The organism is Kitasatospora sp. NPDC058444 (assembly GCF_042721415.1).
Taxonomy (GTDB): domain Bacteria; phylum Actinomycetota; class Actinomycetes; order Streptomycetales; family Streptomycetaceae; genus Kitasatospora.
The window spans coordinates 26,563-41,062 of record NZ_JBHXLL010000042.1 but is presented as its reverse complement, the minus strand read 5'-3'; the positions used below and the strand labels follow the sequence as shown (position 1 = coordinate 41,062).

Genomic DNA, 14,500 nt, shown 5'->3' with positions numbered 1-14,500 from the left:
TCACCGGCCCGGGCCCGCCGCCACCGGCCGTCCCCGCCGTGATCAAGCCCTTCGTGCGCCGTTTCCGGCCGATCCCCCGGCCCCCGCGGTGCCCGGGCGGCCGCGGCGGGCATGACCGCTCACGGCCACCCCGTCGGCAGGAAGAGCCATGCCCACACGCCAGCTCCGCGACCAGCCGTCCTCCAGCGCCCGCCCCGACACCCGCGACCCGCAGGCCCCCGACGCCTCGCGCGACCCGGTCCTGCTCGGCGACGTCCTCTTCCACACCCTCGCCGAACTCGCCCGCCGCACCAGCGCCCCCTCCCTCCCCGCCCAGCGCACCCGCCCGCACCCGTAGCACCGGCCGTGCGGCCCGCCCCCGCCCGGCGGCGCGGGCGGAGCCGGGCCGCCGGGCGGGGGCGGGGCCGCCGTTCAGGAGGAAAGGCGGTTCAGTGCCGCGGTGGTGATGCCTTCGACAGCGGCCGGGGTGGAGCCGGGCTGGCCGGTGAGCTCGACGATGGCGACCCTGGTGCCGCTGCGCAGGACCGCGACCCCGCCGGCGGCGGTGCCGTCGCCGTTGTAGGCCGGGTACCAGCGGGCGGTGCCGCCGGTGACGGTCAGGCTGTGGGCCGCGCCGTAGTACCAGTGGCCGGCGGGCTCGTCCTGGCAGCCCTCGACGAGCGTGACGAGCTGCTGCTCCCAGGTGGCGGCCGCGTTCCCGGTGGGGGCGTTCGCGGCCGACTCGATCAGCATGCCCTTGGTGTCCAAGGTCCAGTGCACGGACGCGTACGCGGTGGCCTTGTCCTTGGTCAGGTCGTGCATCGTCTCCTCGCCGGTGCACGCGGACAGCCCCTGGCGTCCGGTCAGCTCGATGGTCGCGCCGACCGGGTTCATGCCCTTCTGGAAGTCCTCGCTCTGGACGAGGTGGGCGGAGCCGAGTCCGGGCGCGGCGACCGCGGTGCGCTGCGCGGCGGCGTGCGCGCCCCCGTCGGCGGTGGCCGACTGGGTGCCGACGACGCTGACCGTGATCAGTGAGGCGGCGAAGCAGGCCGCGGCGGCGATCCGGTTGCGGCGAACGGACTTCTGCTGGACGGTCCGGTTCTCGGTCATCTGGTCCCCCTGCTGGTCGGGACGCCTGCTGCGTCCTCGTACAACCGGGGAGATGCCGCCGGAGGAGGGAAAGTTGGAGCCCGGACCGGCTGTTTCACAGCTGTGACAGAGCGGCCCTGACGACGTGGTCCATCGCGGCCGTGCCCAGGCAGGCGTGGACGTCCAGCACTCCGTAGTGGCTGCCGCTGCGCAGCACGGCGACGCCGCCGCAGGGCTCCTTGCCCTCGGGCGCTCTGCCGGTGGTGTTGAGGGTTCCCTCGTAGGTACCCATCCAGCTCGCGGTGGCGTCCGGGGCGAGCTGCAGTGTCGTGGTCCTTCCGTAGACCCAGTGCCCTGGCGGTTCCTCCTTGCAGGGCACCTCCTCCAGCAGCAGGCGCTCGGCGAAGTTCTGCGCCAGGGAAGGGCTCGGGGCCTCGGCGACGACCTCGCGGGCGACCCGGTCGACGCGGTCGGCGGCCGGCGGGGGGTCGCCTGGTTCGGTGCGGGGGCTGGTCGTCAGTCCGCGGAAGTGGGCGCCGGGCCCGCCCGGGGTCTGTTCGAGGGTCGTCTCGCCTGAGCAGCCCGAATTGGCGTCAACCGCGTCGCCGTACCAGTCGGTGACGTGGATCTGCCCGATGCGGATGTCCGGGCTGAACGCCGCGGGGTCCACGAGGTTCGCGGTCGTCACCGGCCCGGTCGCACTGGTCGGGGAAGCGGAGCCGGAGGCCGAGGACGCGGGCGCCGGGACGGACCCGCCGGGCGTCGCGGGAGCGGACGCGCCCTGGGACGCCCCGCCGACCGCGGCACCCGACCGCGCTGCCGGGTGCGCGGTGTCCCCGGGGGGCGGTGGCAGGACGAACCGGCCGGCCGCCAGCCCGAGCGCGGCGGCCGCCACCAGGGCGGCGACGGCGGACCGGCGCCGGACGGCGACGCGGCCGCCGCCCGCCGCGGGGCCGCCGTTCACAGGCCGGTGACCAGACGCTCGCGCAGGAAGCGGCGGGCCTGGTGGATGCGGTCCTTGACCGTGCCCAGCGGGACGTCCAGCTGCTCGGCCACCTGGACGTAGGTCAGGTCGCCCAGGTCGCGCAGCACGAAGGCCTCCACCAGGGTGGGATGCTGCCGCTCCAGCGCGGCCACCGCCTCCATCAGGTCGAGCCTGGTCCCGGCGATGACGCTGGTGGTGCGCGGGTCGACGGACTCGGGGAGCTCGGCGTGGCTGTCCTCGGCGCGCCGGCGCATCGAGCGGTAGGTGGACCGGGCGGCGTTCGAGGCGATCACCGTCACCCAGCCCTGGAAGGAGCCGCGGCCGCCGTACCCGTCCAGGTGCGTGCTGATGGACAGCAGCGCGTCCTGCGCGGCCTCCTCCGCGTCGGCGTGGTGGGGCAGGAAGCGCGAGCAGCGGCGCAGCACCACCGGCCGCAGCTTGGCCAGCAGGTACTCCATCGACCCCGGGTCCCCCGCCTGAGCAGACGTCACGAGCCGTTCCAGCTCGGCTTCCTCGAACACCCGGATCCCCCGTCTCGTCCCGCCTGGCACCCCGCCCGTCGAACGGGAGTTCCGCACTCCCCCCGACTCCGGCAGAATGCTGCCACATGCGCAAGCTCGGCCGTTACCTCCTCGTGGAGCGGCTCGGAGCCGGCTCCTTCGCCACGGTCTGGAAGGCCTACGATCCGGAGCTCGACACCGAGGTCGCGGTGAAGGTGCTGGCCGAGAACTGGGCCGCCAACGCCGACGTGCGCGAGCGGTTCCTGGCCGAGGCGAGGCTGCTGCGCCGGATCGCCAGCCCGCGGGTGGTCCGGGTGCACGACGTCGGGGTGCAGGAGGACCGGCCCTACTTCGTCATGGACTACGTGCGCGGCGGCACCCTGGCGGACCGGGTCGGGCAGTGCGACCCGCAGGAGGCGCTGCGGCTGGCCGCGGAGGCGGGCTACGCGGTCCAGGTCCTGCACGAGGCGGGCGTGGTGCACCGCGACGTCAAGCCGTCCAACCTGCTGCTCGCCACCGACGCCGCGCCCGCCGCGGTGCTGGTGGCGGATCTGGGCAGCGCGAAGCAACTGGCCGACGCGTCCGGGCTGACGGTGACCACGGGCACGCCCGCGTACATGGCACCCGAACAGGCCTTCCAGACCGGCGGGTTCGACGGGAGGGCCGACGTGTACGCGCTCGCCGTCGTGACCTACGAGCTGCTGACCGGGCAGAAGCCGTTCGGCCCGGGCGGGCGCGCCACGGCCCTGATGACCGACCAGCCGGCCGCCTCGACGCTGCCGGCGCTCCCGGCCGGAACGGAGCTCCCACCGAACGTCGTCCTGCTGCTGCGGGCCGCGATGTCCGTCGAGCCGGCGGACCGGCCGCCGACCGCCCAGGCCTTCGCGGACGCGCTGCTGGCTCCGGTCCCGCAGGCCCAGCCCCAGCCCCAGCCCCTGGAGGGCCCGCGGTGGCTGACCCCGCGCGCGGTCTGGCTGGCGTCGGGCGCGGTGTTCACGGCGGCGACCCTGCTGAGCTGGCTGCGGCGTTGAGCCCGACCGGGGCCGGTCCGCCCCGGGAGAGGCCGTCGAGTCGGAGGGCGCCCGGCCGCCGACGGCTGCCGTAGGGTCGATGACATGCGACTGAGCACCGTGATCCTCCCCGTCCACCGGTGGAGCGAAGGGCAGAAGATCTGGCGGCGGGCCGAGGAGCTCGGCTTCCACGCCGCGTACACCTACGACCACCTGAGCTGGCGGTCGTTCCAGGACGAGCCGTGGTTCGGCTCGCTGCCGACGCTGACGGCGGCGGCGACGGCCACCGAGCGGCTGCGGCTGGGCACGCTGGTGTCCTCGCCGAACTTCCGGCACCCGGTGACGCTGGCGAAGGAGCTGATCACGCTGGACGACGTGTCCGGCGGGCGGTTCACGCTGGGGATCGGGGCCGGCGGGACGGGCTTCGACGCGACGGCGCTGGGGCAGGAGGCGTGGTCGCCGAGGGAGCGGGCGGACCGCCTCGGGGAGTTCGTGCCGCTGCTGGACGAGCTGCTGCGCAACGACGCCACGACCCGCGAGGGGACGTACTACTCGGCGGTCGAGGCGCGGAACATCCCCGGCTGCGTGCAGACCCCGCGGCTGCCGTTCTACGTGGCGGCGACCGGCCCGCGCGGGCTGAAGCTGGCCGCCGAGCACGGGCAGGGCTGGGTGACGTACGGCGACCCGAAGGGCCCGGCGGACGTGCCGGTCGAGCAGGCGCCCGCGGTGATCGCGCAGCAGATCGAGAAGCTGACGGCCGCCTGCGAGGCCCGGGGCCGGGACGTCGCGACGCTGGAGAAGGTGCTGCTCCAGGGCTCGACCGCGGAGAAGCCGCTGCAGTCGGTGGAGGCCTTCGTCGACTGGGCGGGCACCTACCGGGAGCTGGGCGTCACCGAGCTGGTGATCCACTGGCCGATCCCCGACTCGATCTTCGAGAACGACCTCGCGGTCTTCGAGGAGATCGCCACCGAGGGCCTGGCCAGGCTGGGCTGAGCCGCGTCGGCGCCCCGGTCGGCGCCCCGGGCGTCGGTCCGGGGCGCTAGTCTGTCCGCCGCATCACCGAACTGATCATGCGTCACCACGGGGGTTCCTTCGTCATGCCTTCTTCCAGCTCCAGGAGACTGCTCACCACCGCCCTGGTCGCCGCCGCGGCCTTCGGCCTGGCCGCCTGCGGCCCGGACAACACCGCGGACCAGGGGGCGGGAAGCGGGTCGACCGGCGCCGCCTCGGCCGCGCCCACCGCCGCCCCGGCCGGCGCCGCGAGCCCGGCGCCGAGCGGTAAGCCCGCGGGGACCGCCAAGCCCGCCGGGACCGGCAAGCCCGCCGCGTCGGGCACGCCGTCCGCCGACGGCGAGCCGGAGGGCTTCTGCACCCACGGGCCGCTGCCCGCCGGGCAGAAGTGGATCTACCCGGTGAAGGGCACCAGCGCGACGACCCTGGTCTACAAGGAGACCAAGGACGTCTGCGGCGTCAACGACGTGGGCTTCGAGCCGGTGGGCGCGGACAAGAGCGCCCCGTTCGCGCCCACCGCCAAGGGCCACCTGAGCTCGGTGCTGGCCCCGCCGAAGGACGTCAACCTGGCCGACCTGGTGAAGCACGTCAACGAGTGCCTCGCCTCGCCGTACAACGAGAAGGGCTCCTACCCCTGCTCGGTCGGCGACTACAAGGTGGCGATCGACGCCTCCGGCAAGGTCACCGAGCTCTGGGAGCGCGCCCACAGCTGATGCGCCCACAGCTGACGGGCCCATGGTTGGCGGGCCCGCCGCCGACGGCCGCCGGGAGCGGCGCCGGTCGGCTCACCCCGCGGTGACCGATTCGGCGCCGTTCGCGCAGCCCAGCTGCTTCCCGGCGGCGCGCTCGGCGAAGCCACGGGCGAGCTCGTTCATCCGCGCCCGGCCCGGTCCGTCCGCGAGGGCCTTTCCGTCCTTGCCGGTGAGGGTGACGACGGCCCGGTAGCCCGTGGGCTTGCCGTCCAGCGTGCATGCGAAGCCGACCGCCCCGGGGCTGTCGCCGCCGGGCAGCACGGTGCCGAACGCCGCTTCGGCGGTCAGCAGCCGTCCGTCCTCGCCGTTGACCGAGCACCGTACGGAGGCCGGGTTGCGCTCGTCGGCCGTCCGGTAGTCCGTTCGCACGGAGACCCGGGGAGCGCCGCCCAGCACCTCGGCGACGCCCGGGTCGTCGAGCAGGCCCCGGCACTCGCCGTGCGACAGGGTGACGGCCGGCGGGTGGTAGGACGTCCGGTCGAGGTACACGTGCCAGCCGAGCAGGCCGCCGCCGAGCAGCAGCGCGGCCCCGCCCGCGATCAGGGCCCGGGGGTGCTTCATGAGCACTGCTCCTTCCTGGTCTCCACCAGCGCGGTCCGGGCGAGTTGTTCGAGGTCGGCCTGGACGTCGCCGCCGCCGGAGGCGCGGACGGCCTCGCCGGCGACGATCTCCAGCTCGAAGTAGTCGTACCGCTCGTACTTCCCGGTCAGGCAGCCCGCGGCCGCGGCGGCGCCGCCCGGCCACGAGGCGCCGAGGCCGCCGACGTCGAAGGTGCGCGCGTCCGGCCGCTTGGCGGCCTCGGAGGTCAGGGTGACCTGTCCCCGGCGTCCGGCGGACGTGAGGGTGAGCACGGTGCGCCCGTCGATCCGGATGACGCAGGTCCGCGGGTCGTCGCCGAGGACGGGCTTCGTCCGGTCCTCGGAGTCCTGGTCGCCGTCCGGCAGCAGCCGCCCGAGCGGGGTGTCGGGGCCGGTGGGCAGGTGGCAGAGGTGGGTGGACCGGCCGGCGGCCTCGGTCGGGCGGTGGCCCTGCCAGTCCCGGTAGCCGACGAACCCGGCGGCCGCCACCGCCACGACCAGCACACCGGGCAGGAGCAGCGGATCGTGCAGGCGCCCGGCCCACCGGTCCGCCAGGGACCGGGCCCAACGGGCCGGGAGCCCGCTCACGCGTCGCCCTTCGCGTTGGTGCTGACGTTGTTCGCCGTTCCGCGCGACATGCCCTGGAGCGCGCTGTCCCTGGCGCTGTTGGCGAGCCGGTCGAGGTCCTGGCGGGAGATCCCGGTGCCGCCGCCGGCGTCCCGGACCGCCTGGTCGGCCCCGCGGGCCACCCGGCCCTCGGCCTCGGCGGTGTGGTCGCGGCTCTCCTGGCGGCCGTCCTCGGTGGTGTCGTGCTTGTTGGCCTCGATCACGCTGTCGGCGATCTCGTCGATCAGCGCGCCGGCGAGCTCGCCGCCGAGCGGGACCTTCTCCGTCACGGTGCCGATGACGGCGTTGAAGGCGTCCTTGCCGTAGCCGACGTTCTTCTCCAGCGCGTCGTTGAACTCCTTGTCGGAGACGGCGTGCTGGTTCTGCACCTCGTCCACCCGGGCCTGGTTGAGGTAGCCGCTGACGACTCCGCCGGACTCCGCGTTGTGCTTGATGTCCGACTCCAGCCGGGCGAAGTCGGTCTGCCCGCTGTCGAGGTGGCCGCGGATGAGCGCGGTGGTGTACGCCTGGTTGGCGTTGGCCACCGCGCCGTAGGCGTCCGGGTCGCGCCCGAGGGCGTCGAGCAGGCCGGCCACGGACGAGGCGTTGAGCGTGGCCGGGGAGCCGTTGACCGGCAGGTCGTGCCCGTGGGAGAGCGAGTTCTGCACGTCCCCGATGTACTCGGCCGTCATGTGCCCGAGGCTGCCGCGCATCGCGGCGAGCTTGCCGTCGCCCTTGATGTCGTCCAGCGCGCCGTCGCCGCCGTGCCGGCCGAAGGTGTCCACGACCTTCTGCATCAGGTCGGCCTGCTCGGTGGTGTGCCTGGCCGGGGGGACGGGGCTCGGCTCGTCGTACGGGTGGCCGGTGGTGGCCGCCTCCAGGGCGCGGCCGAGCGCGGCCGGCCCGGCCTGCTTGCTCGCGTCCCAGACCTTGGAGTCCCGCGAGGTGGTGTCCGGGATCCAGTCCTTGTCGTGCACGTAGTAGTCGAAGTAGTCGGCCGGCTTGGGCTTGCCGCCCTGGTTGACCGTGCCGTCCTCGTTGTACGCGGTCGGCTTCTCGGTGAAGAACTTGGTGGAGGCCTCCGGGCTGTGCGCGAGCGCCTCCAGGACGGCCGTGGTGGGGCGGAAGCCGGAGCCCGCCTCGTCGCCGCCGGTCAGGTTGAAGCCCTGGATCTTGGAGCCGGGCGGCGGGGCCGGCCAGTACTTGTCCTGGGTGTCGAGCTGGGTGACGTGTTCGGCGATCGGGTTGATGAAGTGGGCGTCGTAGTCGCCGTTCATCAGGATGCCGGAGAGCACCTGGTAGCCGTACGGCACGTAGTCCAGGCCGGAGGCCCGGTACGGCTTGTCCCAGACCGGCTGGGAGCCGGCCTTGCGCAGCGCGGCGGACCACTCGTCCGACAGGTGCGGCTCGTTGGTGGTGCGGGTGGCGGTGGCGAGGGTGAGCCCGAGGTTCTTCTGGAGGTCCTGGTAGGCCTTCCAGCGCGGGGACTTGTCGTCGCGGGGGTGTGCCGGGTCGCCGACCATGCCGTTCCAGGACTTGATCAGGCCGTCCGGGCCGAGGTCCTGGTAGAACTTGGTGGAGAACTTCGGGTCGTTGCCGTGCGAGGCCAACAGCGAGTTCAGCTCGGTGAGTTCGGGTTCGGTGATCTCCCCGCCCTTGGCCGCGAGCTGGGCGGCGCGCTTGCCGTCCGCCTCGGGGCCGGAGCCGATGGCCTTGCTGTTGAAGGACTTCGCTCCGTCCGTCATGCTGTCGGAGCGCAGCGCCCAGGCGATCCGCTCGTCGGCGGCGGCGGCCTCCGCGACGGCGGCGTCGATCGCCTTGCGGGCGGCCTCGGCCTTGTCGCCCCACTCCTTCTGGTAGTCCCGCATGGCCTCGTAGTCGTGCCGGGTGGCGTTGTCGGCCGGGGGCCAGCTCACGGTGCCGTTGTCGGTGACGGTCAGTCCGGCCGTGCGGGCGTCCGCGACCGCCTTGTCCAGCTTGGTCCTGGCCGCCTTGAACTCGGTGGACGCCTCCTTGAAGGTGGAGGCGAAGGCGTTGGCCTCGGTGACGGCGGCGGTCAGCTGCTCGTTGGTGCGCTGCAGGCCGGGGCGGGCCTGGTCGGCCGCGGGGCCGCTCCAGCAGGCGGAGTTGACCTTGGCGATCACCGTGGTGTCCCAGTCGCCGTCCATCGCCTGGAGCTTCTGGGCGACGGTGGTCCAGGCGGTGGCGGCGGTGTCCAGGACACCGAAGTCGGCAGTGCTGAGCTCGTGGAAGTCGACCATCGCAGCTCTCCTCTCAGGCGCCGAGGTCGTGCTGGACGGCCGACTCGTTCTGGCGGTAGTTGGTGGCGGTGGCGCGCAGCGCCTGGGTGGTCTGCCCGATGGTGCCGCCGAGCGCGGCGACGCACTGGTCCCAGGTGCCGGCGGCGCCCGCCGCGGCCTTGCCGGTGCTCCAGTTGGCGAGCGCGGTGGAGACCTTGGCGGTGGCCTCGTCCGCGCCGCGGCCGTCGGTGTTGAGGCGGGCGTGGATCTGGTCGGAGTTGTTCCCCGCGGTGGTGAGCGCGTTGGTGTCGGCGCTGAAGCCGGTGCCGCCCCCACCCCCGCCGCCCGGCGCCGAGGCCGAGTTGATCTGGGTGCGGGCCGCCTCCTGGGCGCGGGCCTGGGCGGTCAGGTTCCCGTCCGCGTCGTAGGCCCAAGGGTTCATCATCCGGTCGAACGCGGTCGCCCGATCAGACATGTCGCTCGCTCCCCCTCCGTGCCGGCACGCTGTTCCGGCACCCCCGTCGGCAAAGAATTAGGCAAGTACGTCAAGAGTTCGACAAAGGGTACAGGGGGGCTCCGTTTTTGCCGAACCCCTAGGGGTGCGGGTGCCCGGCGTCATACCGCAGCAGCAGGCGGGCTCCTCATTCGTGCTCATGACCCGTACGGCACAAGACCGTTACGTTGGTCCGCGTGTCCACAGCTGTCATCAAGACGGACGGCCTCACCAAGAGGTTTCCCCGCGTCACCGCCCTCGACCAGCTCACCGTCGAGGTGCGGCCGGGTGTGGTCGGTCTGGTCGGGGCCAACGGCGCGGGCAAGTCCACACTGATCAAGATCCTGCTCGGGCTCGCCCCGGCGACCTCCGGCCGGGGCGAGGTCCTCGGCCTGGACGTCGCCACCCGGGGCTCCGAGATCCGCGCGCAGGTCGGCTACATGCCCGAGCACGACTGCCTGCCACCGGACGTCTCCGCGACCGAGTTCGTGGTGCACATGGCCCGGATGGCGGGCCTGCCCGCCACCGCCGCCCGTGAGCGCACCGCGGACACCCTGCGGCACGTCGGCCTGTACGAGGAGCGGTACCGTCCGATGGGCGGCTACTCGACCGGCATGAAGCAGCGGGTCAAGCTCGCCCAGGCCCTGGTGCACGACCCGAAGCTGGTGCTGCTGGACGAGCCGACCAACGGTCTCGACCCGGCCGGCCGGGACGAGATGCTGGGGCTGATCCGCCGGGTGCACACCGACTTCGGCATCTCGGTGCTGGTCACCACCCACCTGCTCGGCGAGCTGGAGCGGACCTGCGACCACCTGGTCGTGATCGACGGCGGCAAGCTGCTGCGCTCCTCCTCCACCGCCTCCTTCACCGAGGCGACGGCCGTCCTCGCGGTCGAGGTCGGCGACTTCCCGGAGGACGGCTTCCTGGAAGGTCAGGGTCACGGCCACGGCCTGGAGCCGGGCCCGGCGGTCCGCGAGCGGCTCGCCGCGGCCGGCCTGTCCGTCCAGTCCGAGGGCCCGCACCAGCTGCTGGTCCGGCTGGCCGACGAGTCGACGTACGACACCATCCGCGACGCCGTCGCCGGACTGGGCCTCGGACTCGTCCGGCTGGAACAGCGCCGGCACCGGGTCGCCGAACTCTTCACCGACTCCCAGGCCACCGAGACCGACCCCCAGGACACCGAGCAGAGCAGGGGAGGGACGAACAGTGCCGCTGCCTCCTGAGACCAGGTCCGCCGACACCGGCGTCATCCACGACATCGGCTACCGCGGCTACACCGGCCCCCGGCTCGGCCGCTCCTACGCGACCCGCGCGCTCTTCACCCAGAGCCTGCGCGCCGCGTACGGCCTCGGCCGCTCCGGCAAGTCCAAGGTGCTGCCGATGCTGGTGCTGGGCGTGGTCACCGTGCCCGCCGTGATCTTCGTGGCGCTGGCCATCGTGATGAAGCGCGACGAGCTGCCGGTCGAGTACGCCGGCTACCTCTCCACCCTCAGCCTGGTGGTCTCGGTCTTCCTCGCCTCCCAGGCGCCGGTGCTGCTCTCCCGGGACCTGCGCTACCAGACCGTCCCCCTCTACTTCTCCCGCCCGATCACCCGCACCGACTACGTCCGGGCCAAGTTCGGCGCCATGGCCTGCGCCCAACTGCTGCTGATGGCGGCCCCGTTGCTGGTGCTGTACATCGGCGCACTGCTCGGCGGGATGGACTTCGGCTACAACACCGGGCACTTCCTGTACGGCCTGGTCGCGGCCGTCCTGTACGCGCTGGTGCCGACCTCGGTGGCCCTGGTGATCGCGGCCTCCACCCCGCGCCGCGGCTTCGGGGTGGCCGCGATCATGGGCTACCTGGCGGTCAGCGCCGCCCTGGGCGTCGCCGCCGTCGGGATCACCAACCGGAGCACGAGCGGTTCGGACAGCGCGCAGTGGATGTCGCTGATCTCGCCCACCGACCTGGTGGAGTCCCTGGTCAACGAACTGTTCGGCCTCGGCGAGGGCGCCGACCGCCGGCACGCTCCGGGCGGCCTCGGACTGGCCGTGTTCGCGCTCGTCGCGGTGGCCATGGTGGCCGGCTCGTACCGGCTGCTGCTGCGCCGCTACCGCAGTGTCTAATCCAACTGCAGTGTCTGAGAGGGGAGCGGCATGGCCACCATCAGCATCGACAAGGTCTCCCGCTGGTTCGGGAACGTGGTCGCGGTCAACGACATCACCATGGCCATCGGCCCCGGCATCACCGGCCTGCTCGGCCCCAACGGGGCGGGCAAGTCCACCCTCATCCACATGATGAGCGGCTTCCTGGCCCCCTCCAGCGGCTCCGTCACCCTGGACGGCGCGCCGATCTGGCGCAACCAGCAGGTGTACAAGCAGATCGGCCTGGTGCCCGAGCGGGAGTCGATGTACGACTACCTGACCGGCTGGGAGTTCGTCCTCGCCAACGCCGAACTGCACGGCCTGCCCCAGCCGGGCGCCGCCGCGGCCCGGGCGCTGGACCTGGTGGAGATGGCCTACGCCAAGGACCGCCGCACCGGCACCTACTCCAAGGGCATGAAGCAGCGGGTCAAGATGGCCTCCGCCCTCGTCCACGACCCGTCCGTGCTGCTGCTCGACGAGCCCTTCAACGGCATGGACCCGCGCCAGCGGCTCCAGCTGATGGACCTGCTGCGCCGCTTCGGCGCGGACGGCCGGACGGTGCTGTTCTCCTCCCACATCCTGGAGGAGGTCGAGCAGCTGGCCCGGCACATCGAGGTGGTCGTCGCCGGCCGGCACGCCGCCTCGGGCGACTTCCGCAGGATCCGCCGGCTGATGACCGACCGCCCGCACCGCTACCTGGTCCGCTCCAGCGACGACCGCCGGCTCGCCGCCGCGCTGATCGCCGACGGCTCCACCACCGGCATCGAGGTGGACGAGCGGGAGCGGGCACTGCGGATCGAGGCGGTGAACTTCCAGGGCTTCACCACCCTGCTGCCCAGGGTCGCCCGGGAGGCCGGCATCCGGCTGTACACCGTCTCCCCGGCGGACGAATCGCTGGAGAGCGTCTTCTCCTACCTGGTCTCCGCATGAGCGGGCGCGTGAGCGTCGCCGCCAGGACCGTTGTTGCCCAGGAAGGGGCCGACCGACCATGAACCCCACCGTCGCCAGGCTGACCCTGCGCGGGCTGCTGGGCCGCCGCCGCGGCCTGCTGCTGCTGGTGGTGCCCGCCCTGCTGCTGATCGTCGCGGCCATCGCCAGTGTGTCCAGCGCCGACCCCCACGAGGCGGCCGGCAACATCCTCGGCGCCCTCGGCCTCGGCACCCTGATCCCGATCCTCGGGCTGGTCGTCGGCACCGGGGTGATCGCCAACGAGATCGACGACGGCTCGATCGTCTACCTGCTCGCCAAGCCGCTGCCCCGGTGGCGGATCGTGACCACCAAGCTGGTCGTCGCGATCGGCGTCACCTGGCTGTTCTCGGTCGTCCCGACGCTGCTGGCCGGGCTGCTGCTGGTCGGTACCCAGGACGGCGTGGCGCTCGGCTACACCGTGGCGGTGCTGGTCGCCGGCGCCGCGTACAGCGCGCTGTTCCTGCTGCTCGGCGTCGTCACCCGGCACGCGGTGGTGGCCGGGCTCGCCTACGCCCTGATCTGGGAGTCGACGGTCGGCAACTTCGTCGACGGCGCCCGCACGCTGAGCATCCAGCAGTGGGGCCGCTCGGTGGGCGAGGCGGTCGCCGGGCAGAACGCGATCAGCTCCGACGTCTCGCTCGGTGTGGCCGTGCCGTTGCTGCTGGTGGTCACCGTCGCGGCGACGGTGTTCGCCTCCGTGAAGCTGGCCGGGATGACGCTGGCCGGCGAGGAGTGAGCCCGGTACGGCTTTGAGGCCCGTACGGCTTTGAGCCCGGTGCGGCGCTGAGGCCCGTACGGCATGAGCCCCGTACGACGATGGGCCCCGGACACCCTCAGGTGTCCGGGGCCCACTGCTGTGCCCTACTCCGCTCCGCCCTCGTGGCGGGCGGCTCAGAGGGTGCGGTTGCGGCCCGCGCCCCAGCCCGCCGCGCCGACCACCAGCACCAGCACCAGCATCAGCACCAGCGGGGTCTCCCAGCCGCCGGTCAGCTGGCGCAGCGCACCCGCGCCCACCGGGCCGACCGCCGCGACCAGGTAGCCGATCGCCTGCGACATCCCGCCCAGCTGGGCGGCACCGGCCGCGGTACGGGTGCGCAGCACGATGAACGCCAGGCCCAGGCCCAGCGAACCGCCCTGGGCCACGCCCAGGATGGTCGCCGACACCCACGCGGCCGAGACCGGCGCGACCAGCAGCATGGCGATGCCCAGCCCGTTCAGGGCGACCATGGTCAGCGCCAGCCCGCGCTGGCTGGTCATCCGGCCGGCCATCAGCGGCACCAGGAAGGCGCCCGCCACCTGCACCAGGTTGGAGAAGGCGAAGACCAGACCGGCCTGCCCGCGGTCCATGCCCTGCTCGGCCAGGATGGTCGGCATCCAGGCGACCAGGATGTACACCAGCAGCGACGAGATGCCCATGAAGAGGCTGATCTGCCAGGCCAGCGGGGACTTCCAGATGCCCTCGATCGGCTTGGCCGCCGCCGCACCCGCCGAGGCCACCGCCGCCGCCCCCTGCCGCTCCTGCCGCTCCTGCCGCGAGCGCAGCACCTGCGGCAGCCAGGCCACCGCCGCGACCAGCGCGAGCAGCGACCAGGCACCGAGCGAGGCCCGCCAGCCGCCGCCCAGCGCGTGCTCCAGCGGGACGGAGGTACCGGCCGCGAGCGTGGCGCCGACCAGCATGGTGGTCGAGTAGACGCCGGTCATGGTGGCCGCGCGGTCCGGGAACTCGCGCTTCACCAGGCCCGGCATCGACACGTTCAGCACCGCGATGGCCACACCGATCACCACACAGCCCGCGTACAGGGCCGCCACCGAGGGCAGCACCCGCAGCAGCACGCCCGCGCCGAGCACCAGCACCGCGCCGAGCACCACCCGCTCCGCGCCGAAGCGGCGGGTCAGCCGGGGGGTGAGCGGGGCGCCGACGCCCTGGAACAGCACCGGGACGGTGGTGATCAGCCCGCTCGCGGTGGCGGACAGGCCGAAGGTCCGCTGGATCTCGCCGACCATCGGGGAGACCGCCGCCAGACAGGCGCGCATGTTCAGCGCGACCAGCACGATGCCGGTCAGCAGCAGGAGCGGATGGGCCAGCCGGGTCCGGACGGGGAGCGGGGCAGGAGTGGTGACAACCGGCTGCTGGGCACGGGTGACGGCCATGGGTGTGCTGTTC

Annotated in this window: 16 protein-coding genes; 8 read left to right on the top strand and 8 right to left on the bottom strand. The window is 73.3% G+C overall.

The window, feature by feature from the left end; all coding sequences use genetic code 11:
- Positions 1-148 precede the first annotated feature (148 nt).
- Positions 149-337: a hypothetical protein gene (locus ACFWP2_RS31795; protein ID WP_380457913.1), complete on the top strand. Its 189-nt coding sequence runs from the start codon at positions 149-151 to the stop codon at positions 335-337.
- Between the two features lie 74 nt (positions 338-411).
- On the opposite strand, the gene ACFWP2_RS31790 is transcribed toward ACFWP2_RS31795, so the two are convergent.
- The 3 genes from ACFWP2_RS31790 to ACFWP2_RS31780 form a co-directional block, all read right to left on the bottom strand.
- On the bottom strand, positions 412-1,089 hold the full coding sequence (locus ACFWP2_RS31790) for a hypothetical protein (RefSeq protein WP_380457911.1): 678 nt from the start codon (positions 1,087-1,089) through the stop codon (positions 412-414).
- 94 nt (positions 1,090-1,183) lie between these two features.
- Positions 1,184-2,032 carry a hypothetical protein gene (locus ACFWP2_RS31785; RefSeq protein WP_380457909.1) on the bottom strand — a complete coding sequence of 283 codons (849 nt, stop codon included), beginning with the start codon at positions 2,030-2,032 and terminating at the stop codon, positions 1,184-1,186.
- The gene (locus tag ACFWP2_RS31780; protein WP_380457907.1) at positions 2,029-2,544 is read right to left on the bottom strand and encodes an RNA polymerase sigma factor; all 516 of its coding nucleotides are present in this window, start codon (positions 2,542-2,544) and stop codon (positions 2,029-2,031) included. Before ACFWP2_RS31780 ends, ACFWP2_RS31785 begins: the two co-directional genes overlap by 4 nt.
- Before the next feature lie 116 nt (positions 2,545-2,660).
- On the opposite strand from ACFWP2_RS31780, the gene ACFWP2_RS31775 reads away from it, so the two are divergent.
- The 3 genes from ACFWP2_RS31775 to ACFWP2_RS31765 all read left to right on the top strand — a co-directional run bounded on the left by ACFWP2_RS31775 (position 2,661) and on the right by ACFWP2_RS31765 (position 5,287).
- A complete protein-coding gene (locus ACFWP2_RS31775) occupies positions 2,661-3,584 on the top strand; it encodes a serine/threonine-protein kinase (RefSeq protein ID WP_380457905.1) in 924 nt (307 codons plus the stop codon).
- Between the two features lie 84 nt (positions 3,585-3,668).
- Positions 3,669-4,556 (top strand): LLM class flavin-dependent oxidoreductase, encoded by an 888-nt coding sequence (locus ACFWP2_RS31770; protein ID WP_380457903.1) that lies wholly within the window; start codon positions 3,669-3,671, stop codon positions 4,554-4,556.
- Positions 4,557-4,660: 104 nt separating this feature from the next.
- Entirely contained in the window at positions 4,661-5,287 is a 627-nt protein-coding gene (locus ACFWP2_RS31765; RefSeq protein ID WP_380457901.1) for a hypothetical protein, read from the top strand.
- 72 nt (positions 5,288-5,359) lie between these two features.
- Here ACFWP2_RS31765 and ACFWP2_RS31760 read toward each other — a convergent pair whose 3' ends face one another.
- The 4 genes from ACFWP2_RS31760 to ACFWP2_RS31745 are packed head-to-tail and all read right to left on the bottom strand — an operon-like array spanning position 5,360 to position 9,225.
- Positions 5,360-5,887 carry a hypothetical protein gene (locus ACFWP2_RS31760; protein WP_380457899.1) on the bottom strand — a complete coding sequence of 176 codons (528 nt, stop codon included), beginning with the start codon at positions 5,885-5,887 and terminating at the stop codon, positions 5,360-5,362.
- Positions 5,884-6,492, bottom strand: coding sequence for a hypothetical protein (locus ACFWP2_RS31755; RefSeq protein ID WP_380457897.1), 609 nt, complete (start codon positions 6,490-6,492; stop codon positions 5,884-5,886). The genes ACFWP2_RS31760 and ACFWP2_RS31755 overlap by 4 nt, the downstream gene beginning before the upstream one ends.
- Positions 6,489-8,771, bottom strand: a complete 2,283-nt coding sequence (locus ACFWP2_RS31750) for a hypothetical protein (RefSeq protein ID WP_380457895.1) — start codon at positions 8,769-8,771, stop codon at positions 6,489-6,491. Before ACFWP2_RS31750 ends, ACFWP2_RS31755 begins: the two co-directional genes overlap by 4 nt.
- Before the next feature lie 13 nt (positions 8,772-8,784).
- Positions 8,785-9,225, bottom strand: a complete 441-nt coding sequence (locus tag ACFWP2_RS31745; protein WP_380457893.1) for a hypothetical protein — start codon at positions 9,223-9,225, stop codon at positions 8,785-8,787.
- A gap of 215 nt (positions 9,226-9,440) precedes the next feature.
- On the opposite strand from ACFWP2_RS31745, the gene ACFWP2_RS31740 reads away from it, so the two are divergent.
- Genes ACFWP2_RS31740 through ACFWP2_RS31725 form a run of 4 tightly spaced genes read left to right on the top strand, consistent with a single transcriptional unit; the run spans position 9,441 to position 13,072 of the window.
- Positions 9,441-10,466 carry an ABC transporter ATP-binding protein gene (locus ACFWP2_RS31740; protein ID WP_380457891.1) on the top strand — a complete coding sequence of 342 codons (1,026 nt, stop codon included), beginning with the start codon at positions 9,441-9,443 and terminating at the stop codon, positions 10,464-10,466.
- A complete protein-coding gene (locus ACFWP2_RS31735) occupies positions 10,450-11,349 on the top strand; it encodes an ABC transporter permease (RefSeq protein WP_380457889.1) in 900 nt (299 codons plus the stop codon). The genes ACFWP2_RS31740 and ACFWP2_RS31735 overlap by 17 nt, the downstream gene beginning before the upstream one ends.
- 30 nt (positions 11,350-11,379) lie before the next feature.
- Complete coding sequence (locus ACFWP2_RS31730; protein ID WP_380457887.1) at positions 11,380-12,297, top strand: ABC transporter ATP-binding protein; 918 nt, start codon at positions 11,380-11,382, stop codon at positions 12,295-12,297.
- Positions 12,298-12,355: 58 nt separating this feature from the next.
- On the top strand, positions 12,356-13,072 hold the full coding sequence (locus tag ACFWP2_RS31725) for an ABC transporter permease (protein ID WP_380457885.1): 717 nt from the start codon (positions 12,356-12,358) through the stop codon (positions 13,070-13,072).
- Positions 13,073-13,227: 155 nt separating this feature from the next.
- On the opposite strand, the gene ACFWP2_RS31720 is transcribed toward ACFWP2_RS31725, so the two are convergent.
- Positions 13,228-14,487, bottom strand: a complete 1,260-nt coding sequence (locus tag ACFWP2_RS31720; RefSeq protein WP_380457883.1) for a CynX/NimT family MFS transporter — start codon at positions 14,485-14,487, stop codon at positions 13,228-13,230.
- Positions 14,488-14,500 lie beyond the last annotated feature (13 nt).